The organism is Pseudopedobacter saltans DSM 12145, from assembly GCF_000190735.1.
In the GTDB taxonomy this organism is placed as follows: Bacteria; Bacteroidota; Bacteroidia; order Sphingobacteriales; family Sphingobacteriaceae; genus Pseudopedobacter; species Pseudopedobacter saltans.
In genome coordinates, this window is sequence record NC_015177.1 from 1,375,840 (window position 1) to 1,398,272 (window position 22,433).

19 protein-coding genes are annotated in these 22,433 nt (G+C 39.1%); 3 read left to right on the top strand and 16 right to left on the bottom strand.

The features are described from left to right. The first annotated feature begins 165 nt into the window (after positions 1-165). Together PEDSA_RS19490 and PEDSA_RS05800 are read left to right on the top strand one after the other, a co-directional pair. Complete coding sequence (locus tag PEDSA_RS19490) at positions 166-2,775, top strand: PAS domain-containing sensor histidine kinase (protein WP_013632229.1); 2,610 nt, start codon at positions 166-168, stop codon at positions 2,773-2,775. Positions 2,776-2,964: 189 nt separating this feature from the next. Next, positions 2,965-3,447, top strand: coding sequence for an ankyrin repeat domain-containing protein (locus PEDSA_RS05800; protein WP_013632230.1), 483 nt, complete (start codon positions 2,965-2,967; stop codon positions 3,445-3,447). A gap of 150 nt (positions 3,448-3,597) precedes the next feature. On the opposite strand, the gene PEDSA_RS05805 is transcribed toward PEDSA_RS05800, so the two are convergent. The 4 genes from PEDSA_RS05805 to PEDSA_RS05820 all read right to left on the bottom strand — a co-directional run bounded on the left by PEDSA_RS05805 (position 3,598) and on the right by PEDSA_RS05820 (position 7,108). Beyond that, positions 3,598-5,781, bottom strand: coding sequence for a catalase (locus tag PEDSA_RS05805; RefSeq protein WP_013632231.1), 2,184 nt, complete (start codon positions 5,779-5,781; stop codon positions 3,598-3,600). 17 nt (positions 5,782-5,798) lie between these two features. After that, entirely contained in the window at positions 5,799-6,344 is a 546-nt protein-coding gene (locus tag PEDSA_RS05810) for a YciE/YciF ferroxidase family protein (protein ID WP_013632232.1), read from the bottom strand. Between the two features lie 268 nt (positions 6,345-6,612). Next, positions 6,613-6,873, bottom strand: coding sequence for a hypothetical protein (locus PEDSA_RS05815; RefSeq protein WP_013632233.1), 261 nt, complete (start codon positions 6,871-6,873; stop codon positions 6,613-6,615). A gap of 37 nt (positions 6,874-6,910) precedes the next feature. Beyond that, positions 6,911-7,108 carry a hypothetical protein gene (locus PEDSA_RS05820; RefSeq protein ID WP_013632234.1) on the bottom strand — a complete coding sequence of 66 codons (198 nt, stop codon included), beginning with the start codon at positions 7,106-7,108 and terminating at the stop codon, positions 6,911-6,913. A 345-nt stretch (positions 7,109-7,453) separates the two neighbouring features. On the opposite strand from PEDSA_RS05820, the gene PEDSA_RS05825 reads away from it, so the two are divergent. After that, on the top strand, positions 7,454-9,007 hold the full coding sequence (locus tag PEDSA_RS05825) for an FAD-dependent oxidoreductase (protein ID WP_013632235.1): 1,554 nt from the start codon (positions 7,454-7,456) through the stop codon (positions 9,005-9,007). A gap of 331 nt (positions 9,008-9,338) precedes the next feature. On the opposite strand, the gene PEDSA_RS05830 is transcribed toward PEDSA_RS05825, so the two are convergent. The 12 genes from PEDSA_RS05830 to PEDSA_RS05885 form a co-directional block, all read right to left on the bottom strand. Then, positions 9,339-9,551 carry a hypothetical protein gene (locus PEDSA_RS05830; protein ID WP_013632236.1) on the bottom strand — a complete coding sequence of 71 codons (213 nt, stop codon included), beginning with the start codon at positions 9,549-9,551 and terminating at the stop codon, positions 9,339-9,341. Between the two features lie 50 nt (positions 9,552-9,601). Beyond that, on the bottom strand, positions 9,602-10,513 hold the full coding sequence (locus PEDSA_RS05835) for an isoaspartyl peptidase/L-asparaginase family protein (protein WP_041537305.1): 912 nt from the start codon (positions 10,511-10,513) through the stop codon (positions 9,602-9,604). 261 nt (positions 10,514-10,774) lie between these two features. Next, entirely contained in the window at positions 10,775-13,132 is a 2,358-nt protein-coding gene (locus tag PEDSA_RS05840) for a phosphoketolase family protein (protein WP_013632238.1), read from the bottom strand. Between the two features lie 3 nt (positions 13,133-13,135). Then, positions 13,136-14,332 carry an acetate/propionate family kinase gene (locus PEDSA_RS05845; RefSeq protein WP_013632239.1) on the bottom strand — a complete coding sequence of 399 codons (1,197 nt, stop codon included), beginning with the start codon at positions 14,330-14,332 and terminating at the stop codon, positions 13,136-13,138. Between the two features lie 312 nt (positions 14,333-14,644). Further along, the gene (locus PEDSA_RS05850) at positions 14,645-15,418 is read right to left on the bottom strand and encodes an SDR family oxidoreductase (protein WP_013632240.1); all 774 of its coding nucleotides are present in this window, start codon (positions 15,416-15,418) and stop codon (positions 14,645-14,647) included. A 276-nt stretch (positions 15,419-15,694) separates the two neighbouring features. Continuing rightward, positions 15,695-16,741, bottom strand: coding sequence for a zinc-dependent alcohol dehydrogenase family protein (locus PEDSA_RS05855; protein WP_013632241.1), 1,047 nt, complete (start codon positions 16,739-16,741; stop codon positions 15,695-15,697). A 212-nt stretch (positions 16,742-16,953) separates the two neighbouring features. Next, positions 16,954-17,472, bottom strand: coding sequence for a YciE/YciF ferroxidase family protein (locus tag PEDSA_RS05860; RefSeq protein ID WP_013632243.1), 519 nt, complete (start codon positions 17,470-17,472; stop codon positions 16,954-16,956). Between the two features lie 113 nt (positions 17,473-17,585). Beyond that, positions 17,586-18,707 carry an ABC transporter permease gene (locus tag PEDSA_RS05865; protein WP_013632244.1) on the bottom strand — a complete coding sequence of 374 codons (1,122 nt, stop codon included), beginning with the start codon at positions 18,705-18,707 and terminating at the stop codon, positions 17,586-17,588. After that, positions 18,704-19,807, bottom strand: a complete 1,104-nt coding sequence (locus PEDSA_RS05870) for an ABC transporter permease (RefSeq protein WP_013632245.1) — start codon at positions 19,805-19,807, stop codon at positions 18,704-18,706. Before PEDSA_RS05870 ends, PEDSA_RS05865 begins: the two co-directional genes overlap by 4 nt. Positions 19,808-19,819: 12 nt before the next feature. Then, positions 19,820-20,566: an ABC transporter ATP-binding protein gene (locus PEDSA_RS05875; protein WP_013632246.1), complete on the bottom strand. Its 747-nt coding sequence runs from the start codon at positions 20,564-20,566 to the stop codon at positions 19,820-19,822. Between the two features lie 3 nt (positions 20,567-20,569). Continuing rightward, positions 20,570-21,487: an ABC transporter ATP-binding protein gene (locus PEDSA_RS05880; RefSeq protein WP_013632247.1), complete on the bottom strand. Its 918-nt coding sequence runs from the start codon at positions 21,485-21,487 to the stop codon at positions 20,570-20,572. Further along, positions 21,484-22,431, bottom strand: coding sequence for an HlyD family secretion protein (locus tag PEDSA_RS05885; protein ID WP_013632248.1), 948 nt, complete (start codon positions 22,429-22,431; stop codon positions 21,484-21,486). The genes PEDSA_RS05880 and PEDSA_RS05885 overlap by 4 nt, the downstream gene beginning before the upstream one ends. Between the last annotated feature and the right edge of the window lie 2 nt (positions 22,432-22,433).

Consider the following 22,433-nt stretch of genomic DNA (forward strand, 5'->3'; position numbering starts at 1 on the left):
AATAGAGGCTAAATATTCAACTACAAGACTTATAACAAGTTACATGGCTAAACATCTTTTTCATCGAAACTTCGCTGTTTTTGATAAAACTTTACTGTGTAACTTCTGTTAAAAACAAGCGTACAACGGACAAATTAAATCTGAGGCTTTGATACATTAAAAACTATGGATTATATAGCAGCCCCTATATTTCAAGCAATTTTCAATTCAGATGTACCCCGCATTATTCTACGGGCAAACGCTCCCAATTTTACCATATTAGATTATAATACTGCTCATCAGAACATAATAGGTACAACACATAATTACAGAGGACAAAACGTTTGGTACAGTTATGATATTTTTCTTGCGGGCGCTGAAGGGAAAAAACAGTTTATAATGGCACTGGAGGAAGCCGTATCAAAAAACACATCATGTAAAACGGAAGCGTTCAGACATGATATAAAAAAAAATAACTGCCCCGAACAAACAGAATGCTGGTGGAAACTGGAGATTACACCAGTTGCCAAATATATAAACGGAAAAATAGAATACCTTTTAATTACGGCTGAGGATGTAACCCATTCTATTCTTGCAGAATATCGCGAACAAGATCTGGAAAAAGAATTACAAACAAAAAATAAAGAACTGGCAGCTACCAATGAAGAACTGGCAGCCACCAATGAAGAACTTACAGCTACAATAGAAGAGCTGCAAACCGCCCACCGGAAATTAGAAATATTTAACCATGAACTGGAGGATCGGATAGCCGATCGAGTAGCTGCATTGAAGGAAACAGAAAGCAGTTTGCGTAACCTGGTCATGACGGCACATTATCCTTTGATGATTCTAAGAGGCAGGGAATGGATTATTGAAATAGCAAATCAACAAATAGCTAATCTCTGGGATAGATCCCTTGAAGGCATTATAGGTAAGAAGTTAATGGACGTTCTCCCCGAGCTTGAAGGACAGCCTTTTCCGGAATTGCTTCGACAGGTTTATGATTCCGGAGTGGGCTATGGACAAGAAGAAGAAATTTTTCATTTCAACTCATCTGCCGGGCCAATGACCAAATATATTAGCTTCTACTATGATCCAATGTTTGATGCAGAACAACAGGTATGTGGAATTATTGTGGCAGCTGATGATATTACCAATATGATTAAACAAAGACAGTTACTGGAAGAAAGTCTCAAAAAAGAGCGGGCTTTATCAGACCAATTTACTGCTTTAAACGAAAAATTGACGGCTACAGTCGAGGAACTATCTGCTACAAACGCTGAACTCCTTCGTTCTCAGGAAATTTTGCAGCAAAAAAATGCAGAACTTGCAATAAGCGAAAGAAGATTCAGAAATTTAGTACGTCAGGCTCCTGTGGGAATTTGTGTAGTGAGAGCCGAAGACCTTGTTATACAGGAAATTAATGAGAGTTTTTTAGAACTGGTAGGTAAACCGAGAGAAAAACTGGAGAATCATTCAGTTTGGGAAGGCATTTCGGAAGCGGCAGAAGTCTATGCTCCCATTATGGAACAGGTTATTAAGACGGGCCAATCCTTTGCTGCTACCGAGCATGAGGTAACACTTATCCGACACGGTAAACCAGAATCTGTTTCCGTTGATTTTGTTTATGAACCTGTCCTGAATACCAAAGGACAAGTCGTTGGAATTATGGTTGTTGCCATTGACGTAACTGCCAAAGTGAATTCGAGACGGGTTATAGAAGATATGGAAGAACGTATCCGTTTGGCGGTGCAAGCTGCAGGAATGGGTACCTTCGAATATAATTATGCCCTTGATACCATTATCACATCCGAAAGATTTGACGATATCTTTGGTATACATCAGCCTTCTTCCCGAGCCGAAATATTAAAATGCCTGTATCGGGAAGATCTCATTCTTAGTGAGAAGGCACATGAAGAAGCACGGAGTTCGGGAAAACTGTTTTACGAAGCGAGAATTATGCATCCAATTGGTGGCAAACGCTGGATAAGGGTGCAGGCAAATGTTTACTATTCACAAGATGGCGTACCGGAAAGACTTTTGGGAACCGTACTGGACATCACCAGCTTTAAACAATTACAAGAGCAGAAAGACGACTTTATATCCATTGCAAGCCACGAGCTTAAAACTCCGCTAACTTCACTGAAAGTTTCCTTACAATTATTACAAAGGCTGAAAGACAATCTGTCTTCCCCTATTATTCCACGCCTGATAGAACAATCCGGTCTGAGTATGAATAAGATAAGTTTGCTTGTAGATGATCTATTAAACGTTAGCAGAATGAATGAGGGATCGATTCAACTAAGAAAAAGTAATTTTGTTGTAAAACATTTACTCGAAAACTGTTGTGGATATGTAAGAGAAATCCGAGCGCAAAAACTGGTTTTTAAAGGTGACAGCAAACTTTCTGTTTATGCTGACGAACAAAGAATAGAACAGGTGGTATCAAATTTCGTGAACAATGCATTTAAATATGCTCCAAAGTCTAAAACCATTTACCTTATCGCAGAGCGGGTTGGCAATATGGCTAAAATATCGGTCAAAGACAGCGGTCCGGGTATTCCCCTGGAAAAACAAAAACACCTGTTTGATCGCTACTACAGAGCAAATGATTCGGGCAATCATGTTTCCGGTCTTGGGCTCGGCCTGTATATATGTGCCGATATTATCCACCGTCATGGAGGGGAGATTGGTGTTACGAGTGAATTAGGCGAAGGGTCAACATTTTGGTTTACTTTACCTTTGGGAAACACACCTGATAAATCAGAACACTTCAATGATAAAGAAGTTCAATAAAATAATTATAAAAGAAGAAATTAAGGCATAACCTTTGCATAAATCTAAAACGAAGCAAAGCAGCTTGTTAGAAAAATTTTACAATAGAAATGGGAGTACTTGATATTCCCTCCCCTTTTTTACTCAGCGGTAATTTATGTTTTATCTCCTGCTATTGCCTAATATCAAACTTTATAAATAATTAAACTCATGATTAGCGACCTTACCAATGTAGTTATACATGCCGCCCGTTTGGGAAATACAGAAGTATTACAAGCCCTGATAGACAAACAAGCAGATTTGAATGCACAAGACGAAAAAGGTTATACACCTTTGATTATTGCCTGTTATAATAACCGCTACGCGGCTGCAGAACTCTTACTTAAAACCGGAGTCGATGTTAATAAAACGGATTTTGGAGGAAATACAGCATTAATGGGTGCTGCTTTTAAAGGTTACGAAGATATCGCCCGATTGCTAATTGAATTTGGCGCGGATTTAAATATGAAACATGGTAACGGAGGCACAGCCTTAATGTTTGCAACCATGTTTGGACGAAACAATTTAGTTAATCTCTTACTTAAATGCGGAGCGGATTTTAAATTACTGGACAATAGAGGTTTGTCTGCCTATGAAATTGCCGCCCAACAGGGAAATGTAGAAGCTATGGAATTGATGGCTCAGATTTCCTGATAAAAAGAATGCTTCGTTCCTCGCAATGACACCTATATTGAGATCATTGCGAGCGGTTGCAACGAAGCCTGCCCTGACGGCAGTCAGGCAATCTCTAAAACAATATCTTTGATTTATACCATATAGCGTGACAAATATGTTTTATTGTTACTAAGCAGGTACTAAACGATATTTTTCTCTTTCCCAAAAGCGATGCTGTGCTATGGCCTTTATAAAATCAGCAACCAGGTTTTTAGGCTTATCATTTACTATTACCCCTTCGTACAATTCTAATTTTTCTGATTTGGTGTCCATTTTTTTAGGCCCGAAATAAGTCGCTGAGATGATTGGTAATGCCTGTGTATCAACAGCAATAGCCTTACAGTGTTTAAACGCTTCATTTAAAAAATGAACAGCATTTGCTTCGGCTGCCAGAGTAGCAACACTATTTTGTCCACCTGGTACATAAACAGCATCGTACAGTACAGAAGCCATAGTCAGCAAACTATGGTCAACAGCAATACTTTCATTATTTTTAGAAATAACTGCACCTAATTTTGGCGCAACAATCTCTACCATGGCCCCTTCATTCTCTAATGCAATTCTTACCACATTAACAGATTGTTCATCTACACCATCGGCAACCAAAAATGCAATTTTCCTGCTTTTTATAGTATTCTTAACAGTATTTGCCATACTTAATGCTGCCGATTTAGGCAAAGAAGATTCCGCTTTAAAAGGTTCGTATTCATCTCCCGCATCGGCAGGGATACCTTTATTTATAGGCTTTTCCGGTTTCTCTACAGGTATACCAAGCGCATAGGCCACAGATGCAGCTAGCTTTTTATCTACCATAGACAATACGCCCACCATTCGCTTACGTATATTCACATCTCTTACCTTTCCCAGCTCGAACGAGAAAGCATCAATTATATGAGCCTGCTCTGGTGCTGATTGGCTTCTAAAGAAAAGCCGGGCCTGACTGAAATGATCCTGAAAACTTTTACTTCTGGCTCTTACTTTTCTTGCATCTATGCGTTCGGCATAACTGGTAAAGCCTCCATCCTTTTCAGGTACCTGAAGTGGATAATTTTCACCCAGTGAATTTGGATTGTAGCTGGTGCGAAGCTTATCAATAGTTTGTCTCATAAAGCCATCCCTTTGGTTATTTCTTACAGGAACAACCGGTCTGTTAATAGGGATCTCGTGAAAATTTGGTCCTCCCAAACGTATCAGTTGAGTATCAGTGTAGGAAAAAAGCCTTCCTTGCATTAAAGGATCATTCGTAAAATCTATACCGGGAACAATATGTCCAACATGAAAGGCTACCTGTTCTGTCTCTGCAAAGAAGTTATCCGGATTACGATTTAAGGTCATTTTTCCTATAATCTGTACCGGAACAATCTCTTCCGGGATAATTTTGGTTGGATCCAATAAATCAAATTCAAACTTGCCTTCATCTTCTTCGGGCACAATCTGTACGCCCAGTTCAAACTCGGGAAACTGACCCGCTTCTATAGCGTCCCATAAATCCCTCCGATGAAAATCTGGATCTTTCCCGGAAATATTTTGCGCTTCGTCCCATGCCACCGAATGTACGCCCAATACTGGCTTCCAGTGAAATTTCACGAAAGTAGCCTTTCCCTCTTCATTGATAAAACGGAAAGTATGCACACCAAAACCTTCCATCATTCGATAACTGCGCGGAATAGCTCTATCGCTCATCAGCCACATAATCATATGGGTAGATTCGGGCATCAATGAGATAAAATCCCAAAAAGTATCATGAGCAGAAGCTGCCTGCGGAATTTCATTATCAGGTTCGGGTTTCACTGCATGAACAAGATCAGGAAATTTCATAGCGTCCTGTATAAAGAAAATGGGCATATTATTACCTACAAGGTCAAAATTACCCTCCTGTGTATAAAATTTAACAGCAAATCCCCTCACATCACGAGACAAATCTGTAGAACCACGAGAACCAGCAACAGTAGAAAACCTAACAAAGACTGGGGTTTCAATAGTTGTATCATTCAGAAACTTAGCTTTGGTATATTTAGCCATCGATTCATACAGCTTAAAAACGCCATGTGCCCCAGATCCTCTTGCATGTACAACACGTTCGGGTATACGTTCATGGTCAAAGTGTGTTATCTTTTCACGAAAAATAAAATCTTCCAGTAAAGTGGCACCCCGTTCGCCTGCTTTAAGTGAATGCTGGTCGTCATTAATTTTAACGCCCTGGTCGGTAGTCATTTGTTCATTAGTGGCATCTACCTTATGATTTTCCAGCTGTTCTAATTTAATGTTGTTGGAAGTCGGCGTATTTGTTGTTTTTTGGTTCTTTTTTGGCATAATAACTATTTTATATTTTAAGATTCCATAGTAGCTTCGTAATTGACGTCATTCTCGGCAATCTCCGTTAGTTTTACATCGGCTGCTTTCTCTTCTTCCAAACTTTGTTCCAGCAACGCGGCCGTTTCTTCTAGTCCTAACGTTTTCGCTAATTGAGCCAAAGTACCATAACAGGCTATTTCGTGATGCTCTACCTTTTGCGAAGCCATAATAACGGCTACATCTCTGGTTGCCGTTCCCGGGTCTGTACTTTCAATAAGGATTTCTCCTTCTTTTGTCAAACACTCCATAGCTTCGCATTTTTGAGCAAGCATTTTCTGGTTTGTTATATGAAATATTTCTTCCAGCCGGCTTACCTGCATTTTTGTTTCTTCCAGATGTTCTTCAATTGCACCCGCCAACCTGGAAGAAGAAGCAAGAGCCATTTTTGGCAATGTCTTTACCAGATGATTCTCTGCCCAATACAATTCCCTGAGACTTTGCGCAAAAAGTTCAAGTAAAGCCGGCTCTTCCTGTAACGGTGAGCGGTTAGTAAATTTTGGGTTAGATCCTGTCTTATCCATGATGATGTGATTTTTAGGGTAGATTATTCGATTATATAATTTATAGCGCATGCTATATTTGATTAGAACACCAATAACTATGCTAAATAAACCAGTGGTAAATACCTGATTTCATAAGTATTTATACTTAATATACTGCTATCTATTACTTGTTCAGATTATATTTCTAAAATTACCTTGGCGGCAATCGGGATAACCTCCGTCCGGATACTTCCGACGAAGGTTATTTCCAAACGGGTGGGATATAAACATTTCAAAAGCTTTTACCTCAGGACTCTTTATCATGTCCCTGAGTTTTAACTATTTTATTATAAATCCCCAGTAATAAAAAAGGCGCTGCCCATTGCCCTACAAATAAGGATAAATGTTTATGTCTCATACATTGTAGGCTGAGGGAAACACCCATAGATACCAGCGATGCCCATAAAAACAGATCTGATGGCAATTTAGCTGTTTGGTTCTCGATCTTTTTGGTTACTTCTCCTTCTTGATGAGATGTTTGATTTTCCATATTAAATTCTCCTTTCATATTTAGTTATTGAATAATTCGATTCTTACCTTATCAATTAAGGTGTGGTTCTGGTTGTATCGCGTGTTCCAGAATTATCTATAGTTCGGTTTGCGGTATCAGCTCCGGATCCCCTATAGTCGTCAGATATGGTGTCTCTACCATTTGTATTATCTCGATTCCGATTGGTTGCACTGCATGCGCTCAGGAATACAGCAATAGTTAAGCAAGCCATAAGTTTAACATAGTTTTTCATAGTCTTTCTTTTTGATAAATGAATAATCTGCGATATCACAAAGCATATGCCCCTTCCTAAATTATTATAGCACTAAATGAAATAGGAGTATTTTCCTCCAAATGAATACGTAGTAAAACCATTATAAATGGAAATAAACTCCAAATACAACTGATTTAAAAACACTTACATCGCACTAACTATAAAAAAGGCGAAGAGCAGAATTGGCTAACTGTAATGGAACCCGTATTAATACGCATTAACCTTGAATATCCTAAGGATTTTATACCTAAATACCTTATCCAGTCGCCGTTTAACAAATTTGGCAGGAGATTTATTGTGTTTCTATGTTAAAACATAAAGCCTATGAAAATTGAAGAGGAAAAAGATTTCTTGCGGGACGGATATATGAAGAGTCTATGGCAACAGGATGTCAATTTAAAACGAGCAGAATCTGAGCTTAGAACAGACCAAACCTTTGACGCTGTTATTATCGGAGGAGGTCTAACGGGAATTACCACTGCTTTATTACTGCAACTGGAAGGAAAAAAGTGTATAGTTCTCGAAGCCCATACCATAGGTTTTGGTACAACTGGTGGTACCAGTGCCCATTTAAACACATTTTTTGATACTACTTATGCTGACATAATAAAAGACTTTGGCAAAGAAGCGGCTAAACTGGTGGCAAGTTCGGGTAAAGAAGCGCTTGAATTAGTAAGGGATCTGATCGGGCATTTTGCCATTGAATGTGAATATGAAACCAAAACCGCCCTGCTTTTTTCAGAAAATGATATGGAGAGTAAACAACTGGATGAAATTCTGAAATCTTCCAAAAATGCAGGCCTGGAGGTTCACGAAACAACGAGCAACTGCCTCCCTATTTCTTATCAGAAAGTAATTAAATTTTATGATCAGGGACAATTTCATCCAATTAAATACTTAACGGGGCTGGCAAATGTATTTATAGAATTGGGTGGCATAATTCGGGAGCATCAATTTGTTACCAATACGGGGTTCGAAAACGGACTTCATTATGCTGAAACCGAACAGGGAAAAATCAAAGGACATCATATCATATATGCGACACATATTCCTCCGGGAATTACTTCATTTAATTTCAAATGCGCTCCTTACAGGAGTTATGTGATAGCGGTAACGCTTTTAGATGATGATGACTATCCAGCCGAACTGATATACGACTTAAAAGAACCATACCATTATTTCCGTACACATACAATTAATGATAAGAAATACCTGCTTATAGGAGGCGAAGACCATAAAACAGGCCATGGTGATCCAGAAAAGGCATTAAACAATCTTATTAACTATGCAAGACAGCACTTCGATATTGATGAGGTCGCCTATAAATGGTCATCACAATATTATGTTCCGGCAGATGGGCTTCCATACATAGGACATTTCCCTGAAGAAGAACAGGGGGCTTATGTGGCTACAGGTTTTAATGGCAACGGAATGACTTTTGGAACTCTATCGGCCAAGATAATAAGTGACTCTATTTTGGATTACGGGAGTCCTTACATCGACTTGTATAAACCATCACGAATTAAACCAATTGCCGGATTTAGCGAAGTGATAAAAGAAAATGCCGACGTTGTCTGGCGCTTTGTTTCAGATCGTCTTTTTAACGATTCGATGTCTTCGCTAAACAACGCAGACACAGATAGCGGATATCTCATAGAACATGAAGGGCATCAGGTAGCCGTATATAAAGACAAATCGGGGAAACTGCATTTATTGAATGCAACCTGTACGCATGCCGGCTGTATAGTAAACTGGAATCCCATAGAGAAAAGTTGGGATTGTCCATGTCACGGCGCCAGATATGATGCCAAAGGCAGTGTAATTACCGGACCTTCGCAAAAAGGCTTGCAACAATTAAATATTGAAAACAAGGAGTAATATGATCAGGGTTATTGCATAAATATAAAGCGAATCGCATATTTCTTACAACTTGAATTGCGTTACCTTTTCGTTTTGAATGATCTTGAGAACGACGAATTCGTAGTCCCTCATGAATCGGGCAGGCTATCGCTTTTACAAAACAGGCCTGTGATAACCAACCTGTAAAGTAAGCTTGCTATAAATCGAACACTGAGTCCGCTTTATAAAATTGGTCATTAAAAAAAGGAGACTTTAATCAAAAGTCAAGTCTCCTTCAAAAACATGGATAGAACTCCCCTTTTTAGGGAACGGAAGTTAGGTTATCATTAACTTCACTAAAAAGGCTGGTTTATTCGCCTTTATTAACTGACTTCACCGGACTGGCACCTGCTTGTTTATTTTTGTTCTCTTTTAGCTCTTCTAAGGTGGGTTTCATCTCTTCCAATTGATCCGTTTGGTGAGCTCCACTAATAATTTCTTCTTCAGATAGCCTGGTACGCTGAGGTTCTTTACTTTGCGAATGGCGTTTATGAAGCCACTCTTTGTCATTATTTTTTGTCATCACTAAGTTGATTAATATTCAAACTATGCTTTATGTAAAATCTATTCATCTTAGTAAATTTCGCTTTGTACGTTTCCATTCCTATCCATCCAAGCCCTATGCATCCTTTCGCTATTGAAAGCCATTCCTATATTTCCGTTCCTATCTACACTAACTACACCTATATCACCTTCTATTTCCGCATTTTTTTTATGCACAACATAATCACAGGCCTGTTGAAGTGAGAGACCTTTTAATTCGACAACCATTGCAATACTATGAGCGATTACATGAGTAATCAGAAGCTCACCGTCACCGGTTCCCGATACTGCACAGGTATGATTGTTGGCATAACACCCTGCTCCAATGATACAACTATCGCCTAAACGGCCAGCCAATTTTCCAGGCATGCCTCCTGTTGATGTTGCTGCAGCCAGGTTACCATACCCGTCGAGCGCCACGGCACCAACAGTACCGCGGTTCTTTTTTTTCAATGCCTGACTTACGGAATCCGCTTTGGCTTTTTCATATTCCTCTTGCTGATGTTCAGTTTTAAAATAAGATTGTTCCTTTTGGGGCAGTTTCATACTTTCAGCAAAATCGTCTGCTGCTTCTCCGGCAAGCAAAACATGATTGGTTTGTACCATCACCGCTTTAGCAACTTCAACAGGGTTCTTGGCATGACTTAACAATGCGATGGCTCCAGCCCTTATATCTTTTCCATCCATAACGGCGGCATCCATAGCTACATTCCCTTCGATGTTTAAGGCTGAACCTTTGCCGGCATTAAAAAGGTAGTTATCCTCCATGCTAACAACCGCAGCAGTAACCGCATCCAATGCCGTCCCCCTGTTTTGTAATATCTTATATCCGGCTAAAACTGCTTCGCGCAACCCTGCTTTGTAAACACCAAGATTCCTTCGTATAAACTCTGAATCTTCACCTGCACCACCGTGTATTGCTATTGCTATCTTATTTTCCATAGCTAACGTTCTATTTTTTAACTTTTGGAATCTCCATAGCATGAGTTCCCAAATTAAAAGCACAATATTGAACCAGAAGATGGACCCTCTGAATGTTCACTCTCATCAACCTCACCTATATTTGTTCTCTCAATTGTCGAGCCATCTATTAAAAATAAATACCTGTACCTAAACACTAGGCCCTGTTTTCCTTATTTATTATCAAATCTGTATTTTCTCTCAGCGTAATACAAGGGTAAAATGGGCGATTTTGACATCGGTCTATTCGCTCCATTTCCAATTCTTAACTTCGGGCATGTCGTCAAGATGCGCACAGATATAAACTTGATGCTCTTTTAGTTTTGTTTCACAATGTCTAATGAAATCATCAACCCGATTGTGCATTCTGGGAACTCTTTTAACCGCTTCCATAGCCAAATGATAGCGGCTCATTTGGTTTAATACTACCATATCAAAAGGAGTTGTGGTTGTCCCTTCCTCCATAAATCCCCTAACATGGAAACGGGCAGGATCGGGCCGTCCATGAACCAGATCATGAATGATGCGTACATAACCATGAAAGGCGAAAATCACAGGCGCACCTGCTGTAAATAAGTCTAAAAACAATTCCTCACTCATTCCATGCGGATGATAGGCTACGGGAGATAAAGCCATCAGATCAATCACATTAACCAGACGCACTTTTAAATCCGGCAGTTCCTTTCTCAATATCCACGCAGCAGCAACAGCTTCTAAAGTAGGTACGTCTCCGGCACAGCCCAAAATAACATCGGGTTGTTGATCATGATCTGTTCCGGCCCACTTCCAATTTGAAGCTCCCTGGTTACAATGCGCAATGGCATCAGCCATACTTAACCATTGCAGTTCAGGCTGCTTCCCAGCCACAATAACATTTACATAATCTTTGCTTCTAAAACAATGGTCCATTACCGACAAAAGCGTATTCGCGTCTGGTGGAAAATAAATCCGGATTACCGAACTTTTCTTATTCACTACTGTATCTATAAATCCAGGTCCCTGATGACTGTAGCCATTATTATCTTGCCGCCACACATGCGAAGTCAATAAATAATTTAAAGAGGCAACAGGCTTTCGCCAGCTTAATTCCCGGGCAGTTTTTATCCATTTTGCATGTTGGCTAAACATAGAATCCACAATAGTCACAAAAGCTTCGTAGCATGGAAAAAGTCCATGTCTACCGGTAAGCAGATAGCCTTCCAACCACCCCTCGCAAAGATGCTCACTTAGCACTTCCATCACCCGACCGTCATGTGCTAAATTTTCGTCTTTGGGAAGAATTTCTTCCATGGTACAACGGTCGGTAACTTCAAATACAGCTTCCAAGCGATTGGAAGAGGTTTCATCTGGACAGAACAGACGAAAATTTTGAGTTTCCTGATTTAGCGTAAAAATATCGCGTAGGTATTTACCTAAATTACGCGTACTTTCGGCTTCAACTGTACCCGGTGTAAAAACATCCAGCGCATATTTTTTAAAGTCTGGCAGCACAAGCGATTTAAACAAGAGTCCACCATTGGCGTAAACAAGCGCACTCATTCTGTTATTCCCTTTTGGCGCTAATTCTTCTAATTCGGGAATCAGCCTTCCATTTTGATCGAACAAATTTTGCGGTTCGTAGCTACGCATCCAATTTTCCAATAGCTTTAGCTTTTCAGGATTTTCCTTCACTCCGGTTAAAGGAACCTGATGGGCTCTAAAAGTACCTTCTATTGGCACCCCATCCCACTCTTTTGGTCCTGTCCAACCTTTAGGTGTCCTCAAAATAATCATTGGCCATTTAGCTTTAGAAGCACTGTTATTTATTCTTGCCTGATGTTGAATATTTTTTATCTTTTGATAAGTGAGATTAAGGGTAACTGCCATTTGTTTATGAACAGACATTGGATCGTCACCTTCTACAAAAAAAACTTCATATCCATAGCCTTTAAAAAGTTCTTCAAGATCAGCATCTTTCATTCGGGACAGTACTGTTGGACCTGCTATTTTGTATCCATTTAAATGCAATATAGGTAGCACTGCACCATCTCTTTTGGGATTTAAAAAAGCGATAGATTTCCAGCTACCTTCAAGCGGACCGGTTTCAGCCTCACCATCTCCAACTACACAGGCAACCAATAATTCGGGATTATCAAATGCCGCTCCAAACGCATGTACCAACGAATAACCGAGCTCACCACCTTCATGTATAGATCCCGGCGTATGCGCACTCACATGGCTGGGTATTCCTCCGGGAGTTGAGAATTGCCGGCACAATTTACGCATCCCTTCTTCATTCTGAGATACGTTTGGAAATACCTCGGAATAAGTTCCTTCAAGATAGGTATTTGCTACTATAGCAGGAGCCCCATGTCCCGGGCCACAAATATAAAGTATAGCTGCGCCGGTATCTTTTATAAGTCTGTTAAGATGTACATAAATCAGACTTAAGCCCGGAGATGTGCCCCAATGACCTAATAAACGCGGCTTTATATGTTCCGGTTTTAAAGGCTCTTTTAATAAAACGTTATCTTGCAGATAAATCTGTCCGACCGCCAGGAAGTTAGCTGCCCTCCAGTATGCGTTTATTTTTTCAAAAATTTGATCTGATAGATTTTCCATAACTTATATTGTATCCTTTTTGTCAATCAGCGCATATGTATGCTCCGCGATAATCAATTCCTCGTCGGTTCGAAGCGCACAAACCATCACTTTACTATTCTCCGAAGAAATTATTTCCTGATGACCTGCATTTTTATGCTTATCAAGCATAATGCCCATAAAATCTAAATCTGAACAGATTCGTTCTCTAATTAGAGTCGAATTTTCCCCTATTCCGCCAGTAAATACCAGTAAGTCCAATCCGCCGATAGCCGTAGCATAAGCACCTATAAATTTTTTCACGTGATAACAGAATATGGTAAGCGCTTCTTCTGCTAAAGAATTTTTATCCGCCTCTTTTATCAATTCTTGCATATCGCTGATTCCGGATAGCGCTTTTAAACCTGATTCTTTACTTAGTAAATTGTCCAGACTATTTACGCTCAAATGCCCCTGTTTTAACAGGAATAATATGGCTCCGGGATCCAGATCTCCTGATCGGCTGCCCATAACCAGTCCACCCAGCGGACTAATACCCATTGAAGTGTCTATAATATCCTTATTTTTTATCGCTACCATACTGGCTCCGTTACCCAAATGTGTTATGATAATTTTCTTATCGGAAGCGTCTAGTTTTCGGAAAGAAAGCTTTTTCATAATGGATTCATAAGAAAGCCCATGAAAACCATAGCGAATTAACCCTTGATTTCTATACATAAGCGGCAATGGATAATATTTAGAAAAAAAAGGCATAGAATGGTGAAATGCAGTATCATAACAGGCTATGCGTCTTATCTGCGGAAAGGCCTCTTTAAATGCTTGGATAGTACTTAATTCGTTAGGCAAGTGATTAGGAGCTAGATAAATATAATCATGAAGATCCCTAAGTACATCTTCTGTAATTATTTCCGGCTTATAACGATTTGGTCCACCCATAACCAGCCTAAATCCAATCGCAATGATAGAATAAATTGTTTGATTATTTTTAAGCCATTCAATCACCACTTTTACAACAGCGTTAAAATTTAAACTAACAAGATCTTTAGTTTCAATAAGCTCTTTTTTATGGTTCACAATCAGTAACCTGGAAGTTAAGTCGCCTATTCGTTTAGCCGTTCCCATCACCTCCATACGCAGCGTATTGTGGTGATATAAGCTAAATTTTAAGCTTGACGAACCACAATTTAGCGTTAAAATGTAATTGTCTGAGGATGAATGCATACCGATATATTAGATTCAAGATTAACAGGTCTTAAAAAGGAAAGTTTTAGATTTTTATAACAGTAGACGCTGAAAAGAAAGAAAATCAACAGGCTGTTGTGCACCAAGATAAATCATTTGCATCGCTGTTCTTACGCATTTTTTTAATCCATCAATTAACCATTTTCGATATTGATTTCTGAATTTCCGCCTTCCAATTGCAACCAGGGTGCGTTTCCACTAATTATACAGCATAACCATTAATACACAGGCTTCTATTGCTTTCATCTTATAAAAAATTTAATAATATAAATTTAAACAATCTCTTATTTGTTATAATTTCTGTTGTCTGGGTCTCAACTGTATGGATAATATATCACAGCGTTCGGGCTGAGATAAAATATATACTATTGCACTTGCCACGTCTTCTGCCGTTAGCATTTCCATTTTCCTTTCCAGCTGCTCTTGCTCTTCGGGAGGTATGGGTTGCATATCAGTTCCAGTGGCACCCGGTTCTATTAAAGAGATCTTGATTCCTTTATCATTTACTTCTTTCCGTAAAGAATGACTAAAAGCCTGGACTCCCGCTTTGGTGGCGACATATACCGAGCTTCCTTCTTCCCTTACATCTGCACTCATAGAACCTACGTTTACTATATGACCTCGGCCAGCCTTTTTCATTAATTCTATAGCTTCTTTACTACAGGCTATATATCCCAATAAATTGGTTTTAACTACATACTCCTGTTCAGGATAAGTCCCTTCCTCTACCCCATTAAATGCCAGAGCAGCATTATTTATCAGCACATGCAGATTAGAAAATTTGTACTTAACATATGAAAATAACTCTACAACGCCTTCCTCATTTCCCAAATCAACGGTAATTCCTTCCAAACTGCCCCGATTGGAATTTAGCTTCTGAAAGTCATCCTTCGTATCTTCCAACTCCTGTTCATGACGCCCGCATATAATCACGTTATTCCCCATACTGGCTAAAAGCAGCGCCGTCGCCCTGCCAATACCTGTCGTTCCGCCCGTTACCAGTATGTTCTTTCCCGTAATGACGTCCGGAAACAGTTTTTCAAAAATGAATTCATTGCTTTTCATAATGTATGTTTAATTACCAATTGATATTTACGTCCTGATTACCACAAAGTACATGAGAGAGTCTTGCTAAGATGGCATTTTAAATGGCGAGATACGATGCAGAATTACGATTCAGAATACTTTAAATAATCTGCTTTTCCTTGGCTTAAAAAACGTATCACTAAATAGTAGATAAAGAAAAAGCCGGTTTATATTGAATCAAACTAAAAATAAACCTGCCTTATCTTTCTCCATATGCTCTCTAAAATTAACAATATCCAATCCTACTTTTAATACTTATGGTTCAATAATCACTTTCATCGCTTTTTCTTTAGCTGCGTTACCAAATACTTCATAAGCATGTAAAATGTCTTCCAGTTTAAAATGATGGGTGATCAGTTTATTAGGATCTATTTTTTTGGATAATACAACTTTCAATAGCATCGGTGTGGTATTGGTATTAACCAATCCTGTTCTCAAAGTAATGTTTTGAATCCAGAGATTCTGAATTTGCAGATCTACACTTTTCCCGTGTACACCTACATTGGCGATATGCCCACCCGGGCGGATGATATTTTGGCAAATATCAAAAGTAGCCGGTACTCCAACAGCCTCAATGGCTACATCTACCCCGTCCTTTGTTTCCGACATAATCTTTTTTACCACATCTTCTTTCCCCGAATTAATGATATCAGTAGCGCCGAATGTCTTAGCCACATTTAAGCGGTTTTCATCCAAATCTATCATATAGATTTTCGCGGGCGAATAAAACAGGGAAGTTAGCAAAACTGACATTCCAATAGGGCCTGCTCCTACAATAGCAATCGTGTCGCCAGGTTTCACCTGCCCATTGAGTACACCAATTTCATGACCTGTAGGCAAAATATCGCTTAACATCACCAATGCTTCTTCATCGGCGCCAGCTGGAATATGGTGTAAACTGTTATCAGCATGCGGAATACGCACATATTCTGCTTGGGTACCATTAATAAGGTGTCCTAAAATCCAGCCGCCATCTTCGCAATGCGAGTACATTTGTTTTTTACAATATTCACAAGTGCCATCCGACGTGATGCAGGAAATAATTACATGATCGCCTTTTTTGAAGCTACGCACACCAGTCCCTATTTCTTCAATCACACCAACACCTTCATGCCCCAAAGTGGTTCCTGGCTGACAGGATGGAGTTTTTCCATGAAGGATTCCCAAATCGGTTCCACAGATTGTGGTTTTTAAAATTCTTACCAGCGCATCTGTTGGTTTTTCAATTTTAGGCACAGGGATTTCTTTTAGTTCGATTTTGCCGGGCCCACCATATACCAGCCCTTTCATGGTTGTTTTCATGTTTTTTATATTTTGTTGTTTTACCAAAAGTTATTTTCATCATGGTTTAGGCTGTTGCAATAAATAATTAAAACTATATGGATCAACAAATACAATCGCATTCGAATCCTATTATAATATTAAAGCTCGGGAGTCCTTTATTCGAAGATTTAAAAAATATTTACGATTCTATCAGTACGGTCCGTCAAAAGTTTATAACAAATTCAGAAAATCTAGTTTGGCAGTGCGATAGCTGATTTAGCTTTGTTATTTATTTCGTATATCGCCAACTGAGATAGCAAATCATCTATGTGTTTCTCATTAATTTCAGCCTCATAAAATATAGCCATATCTTTTGTCAATTCAAGTAAACCAGCAAATGCCGAAGCGGTACCATAAATTGATATTTTATAATGAATAATTCCCTGGATACCCCCCAGCAAACAAGCATCTTTTACAGCTACATTTGTGCAGTAAGAAAGCCGTTCATCTAAATCTTTTATAAAGGCCAGCATAACCGGATTACTTTCTCGGGTCATCATAATTTGCCTTTCATTTATAAACGCTCCAATACTTTCTATATGTTGATCTACAAAATCAAGATATTTTTGTAACGCTCTTTTTAATTGAAATGAATTAGCTTGCTCTATCCATTTCGGTAAGCTATTTTTCAATTCAACTTCTGCACTTAAAAATTCACTTATGTCATAATCTATCAATTTATGAAGTGTATTAATGACTGTGTTTTCCATAACCTTATCATTTTAATTTTTCACAAAAATTTAACTACTATATTGATTATTAGATAAAATCAAACCTAAAAACTAATCTTGATGCTGATCAAATCATCACTGATATCCATTCATTATCCCGATCGTTTTCGGTAATTAAAAATGGCCCATCCGTTAAAAAAAACTGCAAAACCTAACATGGCATAAATTTGATGCTGGATATCTGCCAAACTGCTGCCTTTTAACATCACCATCCTCATCACCTGAATGAAATAAGAAACCGGATTAAAATGGGTTATCATTTGTGCCCATTCTGGCATGCTCTCAATAGGCGTATACAATCCACTCAAAAGATTAAAAACCATCGTTACAAAAAAGGAAACAAGCATAGATTGCTGCTGTGTTTGCGCATAAGTTGACAAGAGAAGCCCCAAACCCAGAATAGCCATTAAATAAATAGAAGAGAATATATAAATGGTAACGTATGATCCTAAAGGTACAATCCCGTATACAAACCGGGCCAATACTAGTCCTAAAGTTAACACGGTGGTAGCCAGCAACCAGAAAGGGATCAGTTTCCCTAAAATGAACTGGGCTTTCCTTATCGGACTCACATTAATCTGTTCTATTGTTCCCATCTCCTTTTCACGTACAATATTATTGGCAGCAAAAGAAGAGCCAATCATTGTGACCAGCATTACCAAAATTCCTGGAACCATAAACACCCGATAATTCATATTTTCATTATACCAGTTAGAGGTAGTCACTTCAATCATGGGTTGCGGATTAAACTTTGGCATTTGTATCCATTGGGTACGGATTTCCTGATTATAGTCTTTAAGAATAGCTTGCATATAAGCAGCGCCTAAACCGCCCTTCACTCCATTTATCGCATCTACTGCCACCAAAAGGTCAGCTTTATCTTCTTTCACCAGATCTCGTTCAAAATGGTCCGGAATTTCAAGTAATAAGTCTGTTTTATTCAGCTCAATAGCATGTAAGCCGTCGGCATAAGTTGTACTGTAATCTTGAAGTTTGAAATATCCCGACGAAATAATTTTATTAATCATTTTTTGGGAATAATCAGAGTGATCATGGTCGACTACCCCCAAATTAATATTCTTGATTTCATAGTCAGCAGCGAGCGGTAAGATCAGCAACTGAGTCATTGGCATAATGAACAAAATCCGAATGATAGCAGGATCACGGAAGATTTGTAAAAGCTCTTTCTGTAACAAAAATTTAAGTAGTCTCATAGCTTAGTCTTAAATTCATAAATACTAATGCCCAGTAAAGTAGTTGTCATCCCTACCAAAATCAGTGTTTCTTTCCATACTGCGGCGAAACCAAGTCCTTTGATCATCACCGCTTTTACAATAATAAAATACCACCTCGCGGGCACAATATTGGAAATAACCTGCAGTGCTACAGGCATGTTTTCTACGGGGAATAAAAAGCCGCTAAACAAAAGCGTGGGTAAGAACAAGCTCATCATAGAGGTAAACATGGCCGTTTGCTGAGTCTTCGCGCTATTTGAAATCAGTATACCAACAGAAAGCGAAGTAATCGTAAATAAAATACTTTCTGCAAGAAGCAAAGCCAAACTTCCAGTAATAGGTACGTCCAGGGCATAAACGCTCAATAACAAAATGCTGCCAATATTTAACATGGAAACCAGCAAATAAGGAATGGTTTTGGCAATAATGATTCTGAACGGTTTAAGTGGCGATACCAGAATCACCTCCATGGTACCTATTTCTTTTTCTTTTACAATAGCTATGGAGGTCATCATGGCACAAACTAGCATTAACACCAGGGCCATTACTCCCGGAACAAAATTATAAGCCCCTTTTAATTCGGGGTTATACAACATTCTTACCTGAACGTGGATGGTATAAGGCAGATCCTGATTTCGATTGAGATCTTGTTGATAATCATTAATAATAGCGGCAGCATAATTGGCTAGCATATTGGCCGTGTTAGGGTCTGATGCATCGGTAATTAGTTGTATTTGTGCATGGTTGGCATGCAGCAAATCATTGCGAAAACCCGCCGGAAAAACGACGGCCATACGGATCTTCCCTTCTTTAAAGGTATTCTCGATATCTTTATAGGTATATGCATTCTCTACTAAACTAAAATATCTGCTTGCTGCAATCCGCTCAGAGATTGCCCTGGAAGCTTCGTCTTTAGCTTGATCAAATATTGTAATTTTCGAATTCTTTACCTCATTTGTTAAGGCAAAGCCGTAGAGCAGAATCTGAACGACTGGCATCCAAATTAAAATAAACAATGTTCTCTTATCTCTCCAGATATGCAGCCATTCTTTTTTTATAAAAATGAGAAACTGTTTCATTGTTTAGTTTTTTTATTCCGCTGTACGGGTTGCTTTTCTGGCCAATTGCAAAAACACTTCATCCATAGAATGTACACCATAATTTTTCATCAGATTTCCCGGAGAATCCTGAGCATCTATCCTTCCGTCCACCATAATAGAGACCTGATCGCAATACTCTGCCTCATCCATATAATGGGTGGTTACAAAAACGGTTATGCCACGTTCCGAGGCGTCATAAATCATACTCCAAAACTCCCTCCTGGCTACCGGATCCACGCCACCGGTAGGTTCATCTAAAAAGACAATGGCCGGATCGTGTACAATGGCAATAGAAAATGCCAGCTTTTGTTTCCATCCAAGCGGCAAGGATTTCACCATGGTTTTCTCTTCCCCTTCCAAGTCTAGCTGCTTCAGCAATGATGTTGTTTTTTCCCTTATCTTTTCATCCGTCAGTCCATAGATTCCAGCATAAAATCGAATGTTTTCAGACACAGTAAGATCTTCATAAAGCGAAAACTTTTGACTCATATAGCCAATGCTCTTTTTGATCATTTCGGTTTGTTTATAGATATCAAAACCGGCTACGGTAGCTGTTCCAGATGTAGGTAAAGATAAACCGCAGAGCATACGCATAACTGTTGTTTTCCCCGCTCCATTGGCACCAAGAAACCCAAAAATAGTTCCCTTTTCCACCTCAAAACTGATATGGTCAACTGCAACAAAATCACCAAAACTCTTGGTCAGATCATTCGCCGTAATTACTTTATCTTTTTCCATTGTTCAACTCATTAAGGCCATAAAACAATCTTCTATATTTGGAGTTATGGTTTTGATTTCAACTCCGGTGTATTGGCCATTTTTAACAATCTGCTCCAATTTCTGCCGGTTCAAATCCGGCGTTTTAAAAGCAACATGATGATACTGCCCAAAGGGATAAATACTCTCTATACCTGGATCGGCTTTAATGGCTTGAAGCAGAGGATACATTTCATTAGCCCGGATTGCCCATAAAGAATTGGGATACTCTGAAACAATGCCTTGCGGGGTACTTACAGACAGTAATTTTCCGTTCTGGATCAAAGCCACCCGGTCGCATAAAGTAGCTTCGTCCATATAAGCTGTTGAAACCAACACTGTAATACCTTCTATTTTAAGCCGGTGCAACATCTCCCAGAATTCCTTTCTTGAAACAGCATCTACTCCCGTTGTAGGCTCATCCAGAAAGAGTACTGTCGGTTTATGAATCAATGCGCAGCTCAAGGCTAATTTTTGCTTCATCCCACCAGATAACTGTCCCGCTCTTCGATCTTTAAAGGGTTCTATTTGCTGATAAATATCTTTGATTAAGTCATAATTTTCCTTTATGGTAGTATTAAAAATTGCCGCAAAGAATTCCAGGTTCTCCTGAACGGTTAAGTCAGGATATAATGAAAACCGCCCCGGCATGTATCCTACACAATTCCTGATTTTCTTATAATCTTTAACCACATCAAATCCATCTACGGATGCTGTTCCGCTGTCGGCTAGCAATAAGGTGGTCAATATCCTGAACAACGAGGTTTTTCCTGCACCATCCGGCCCAATAACACCGAAAATCTCACCCTGTTCCACGGCAAAAGAAATACCTTTTAAAGCCTCTGTAACCACCTTTTTATGGTGATAGGTTTTTGTGATTTGTTCAACGGTTATCGCTTTCATTGATTCATATCAAACTTAATCTCACCATACATACCAATTTTTAGCAAGCCATCATTTTTAACATGAACTTTAATAGCATATACCAGGTTGGCCCGTTCGTCTTTGGTTTGTATCGTTTTAGGCGTAAACTCTGCTTTATCTGCAATCATGGTAATCACTCCAGGATATGTTTTATAATGTTTTGGATCCGTATCCACAAGTACCTTTACCTTCTGATTGAGCTTAATTTGAGATAGCTGTGTTTCTGTAATGTAGGCCCGCAGTGTGATAACAGAAAGATCTGCAATTTTATATAAAGCTTTACCTGCAGCAGTAACTTCTCCTGCCATCGCATATTTAGTCAGCACCGTGCCGCTTACCGGATTTACAATCCGTGTTCTACTAAGCTGGTCATCTATCTGCGCTACCGACTTTTTTAAAGGCGTATACTCACTAAGTACCGTATTGTTTTGGGTTCCTGTAATGGTTTCCTGTACTTTTATTTGCTGTTGGTTGGCTTCAATTTGTTTTTTTAGCACATCAATCTGAAGATTTATATCATCCAATTGCTTTGTGGTGGCTGCATCGGCTTTAATCAAATTATGCAAACGTATCCGCTCAGAAAATGCATTTTCCAGCTGAGCTTTTAAAACCTCGCCCTGATCTTTCAATAGCTTTACCTGTGGTTTTACATCCATTGTTTTTTGATGTAGCGTACCTATGGTTGCTTCTAATTGTGCTTTTTGAAGCTCCAGGGGAACCGGATCAATTGTACCTACCACATTACCCTTTCTTAAATTCATTCCTTCTTCCAGATTTAAGGAAAGGATCTTTCCTGTAGCCTCGGCCGATACGATAACTTCATCTGCTTCAAAAGTACCCGAAGCATCAGACCGCTTATCCTCGGTACTACAGGCTGCAAACAGAATAGCCATACCAAGAAATGTATATTGGCTGATTTTCATAA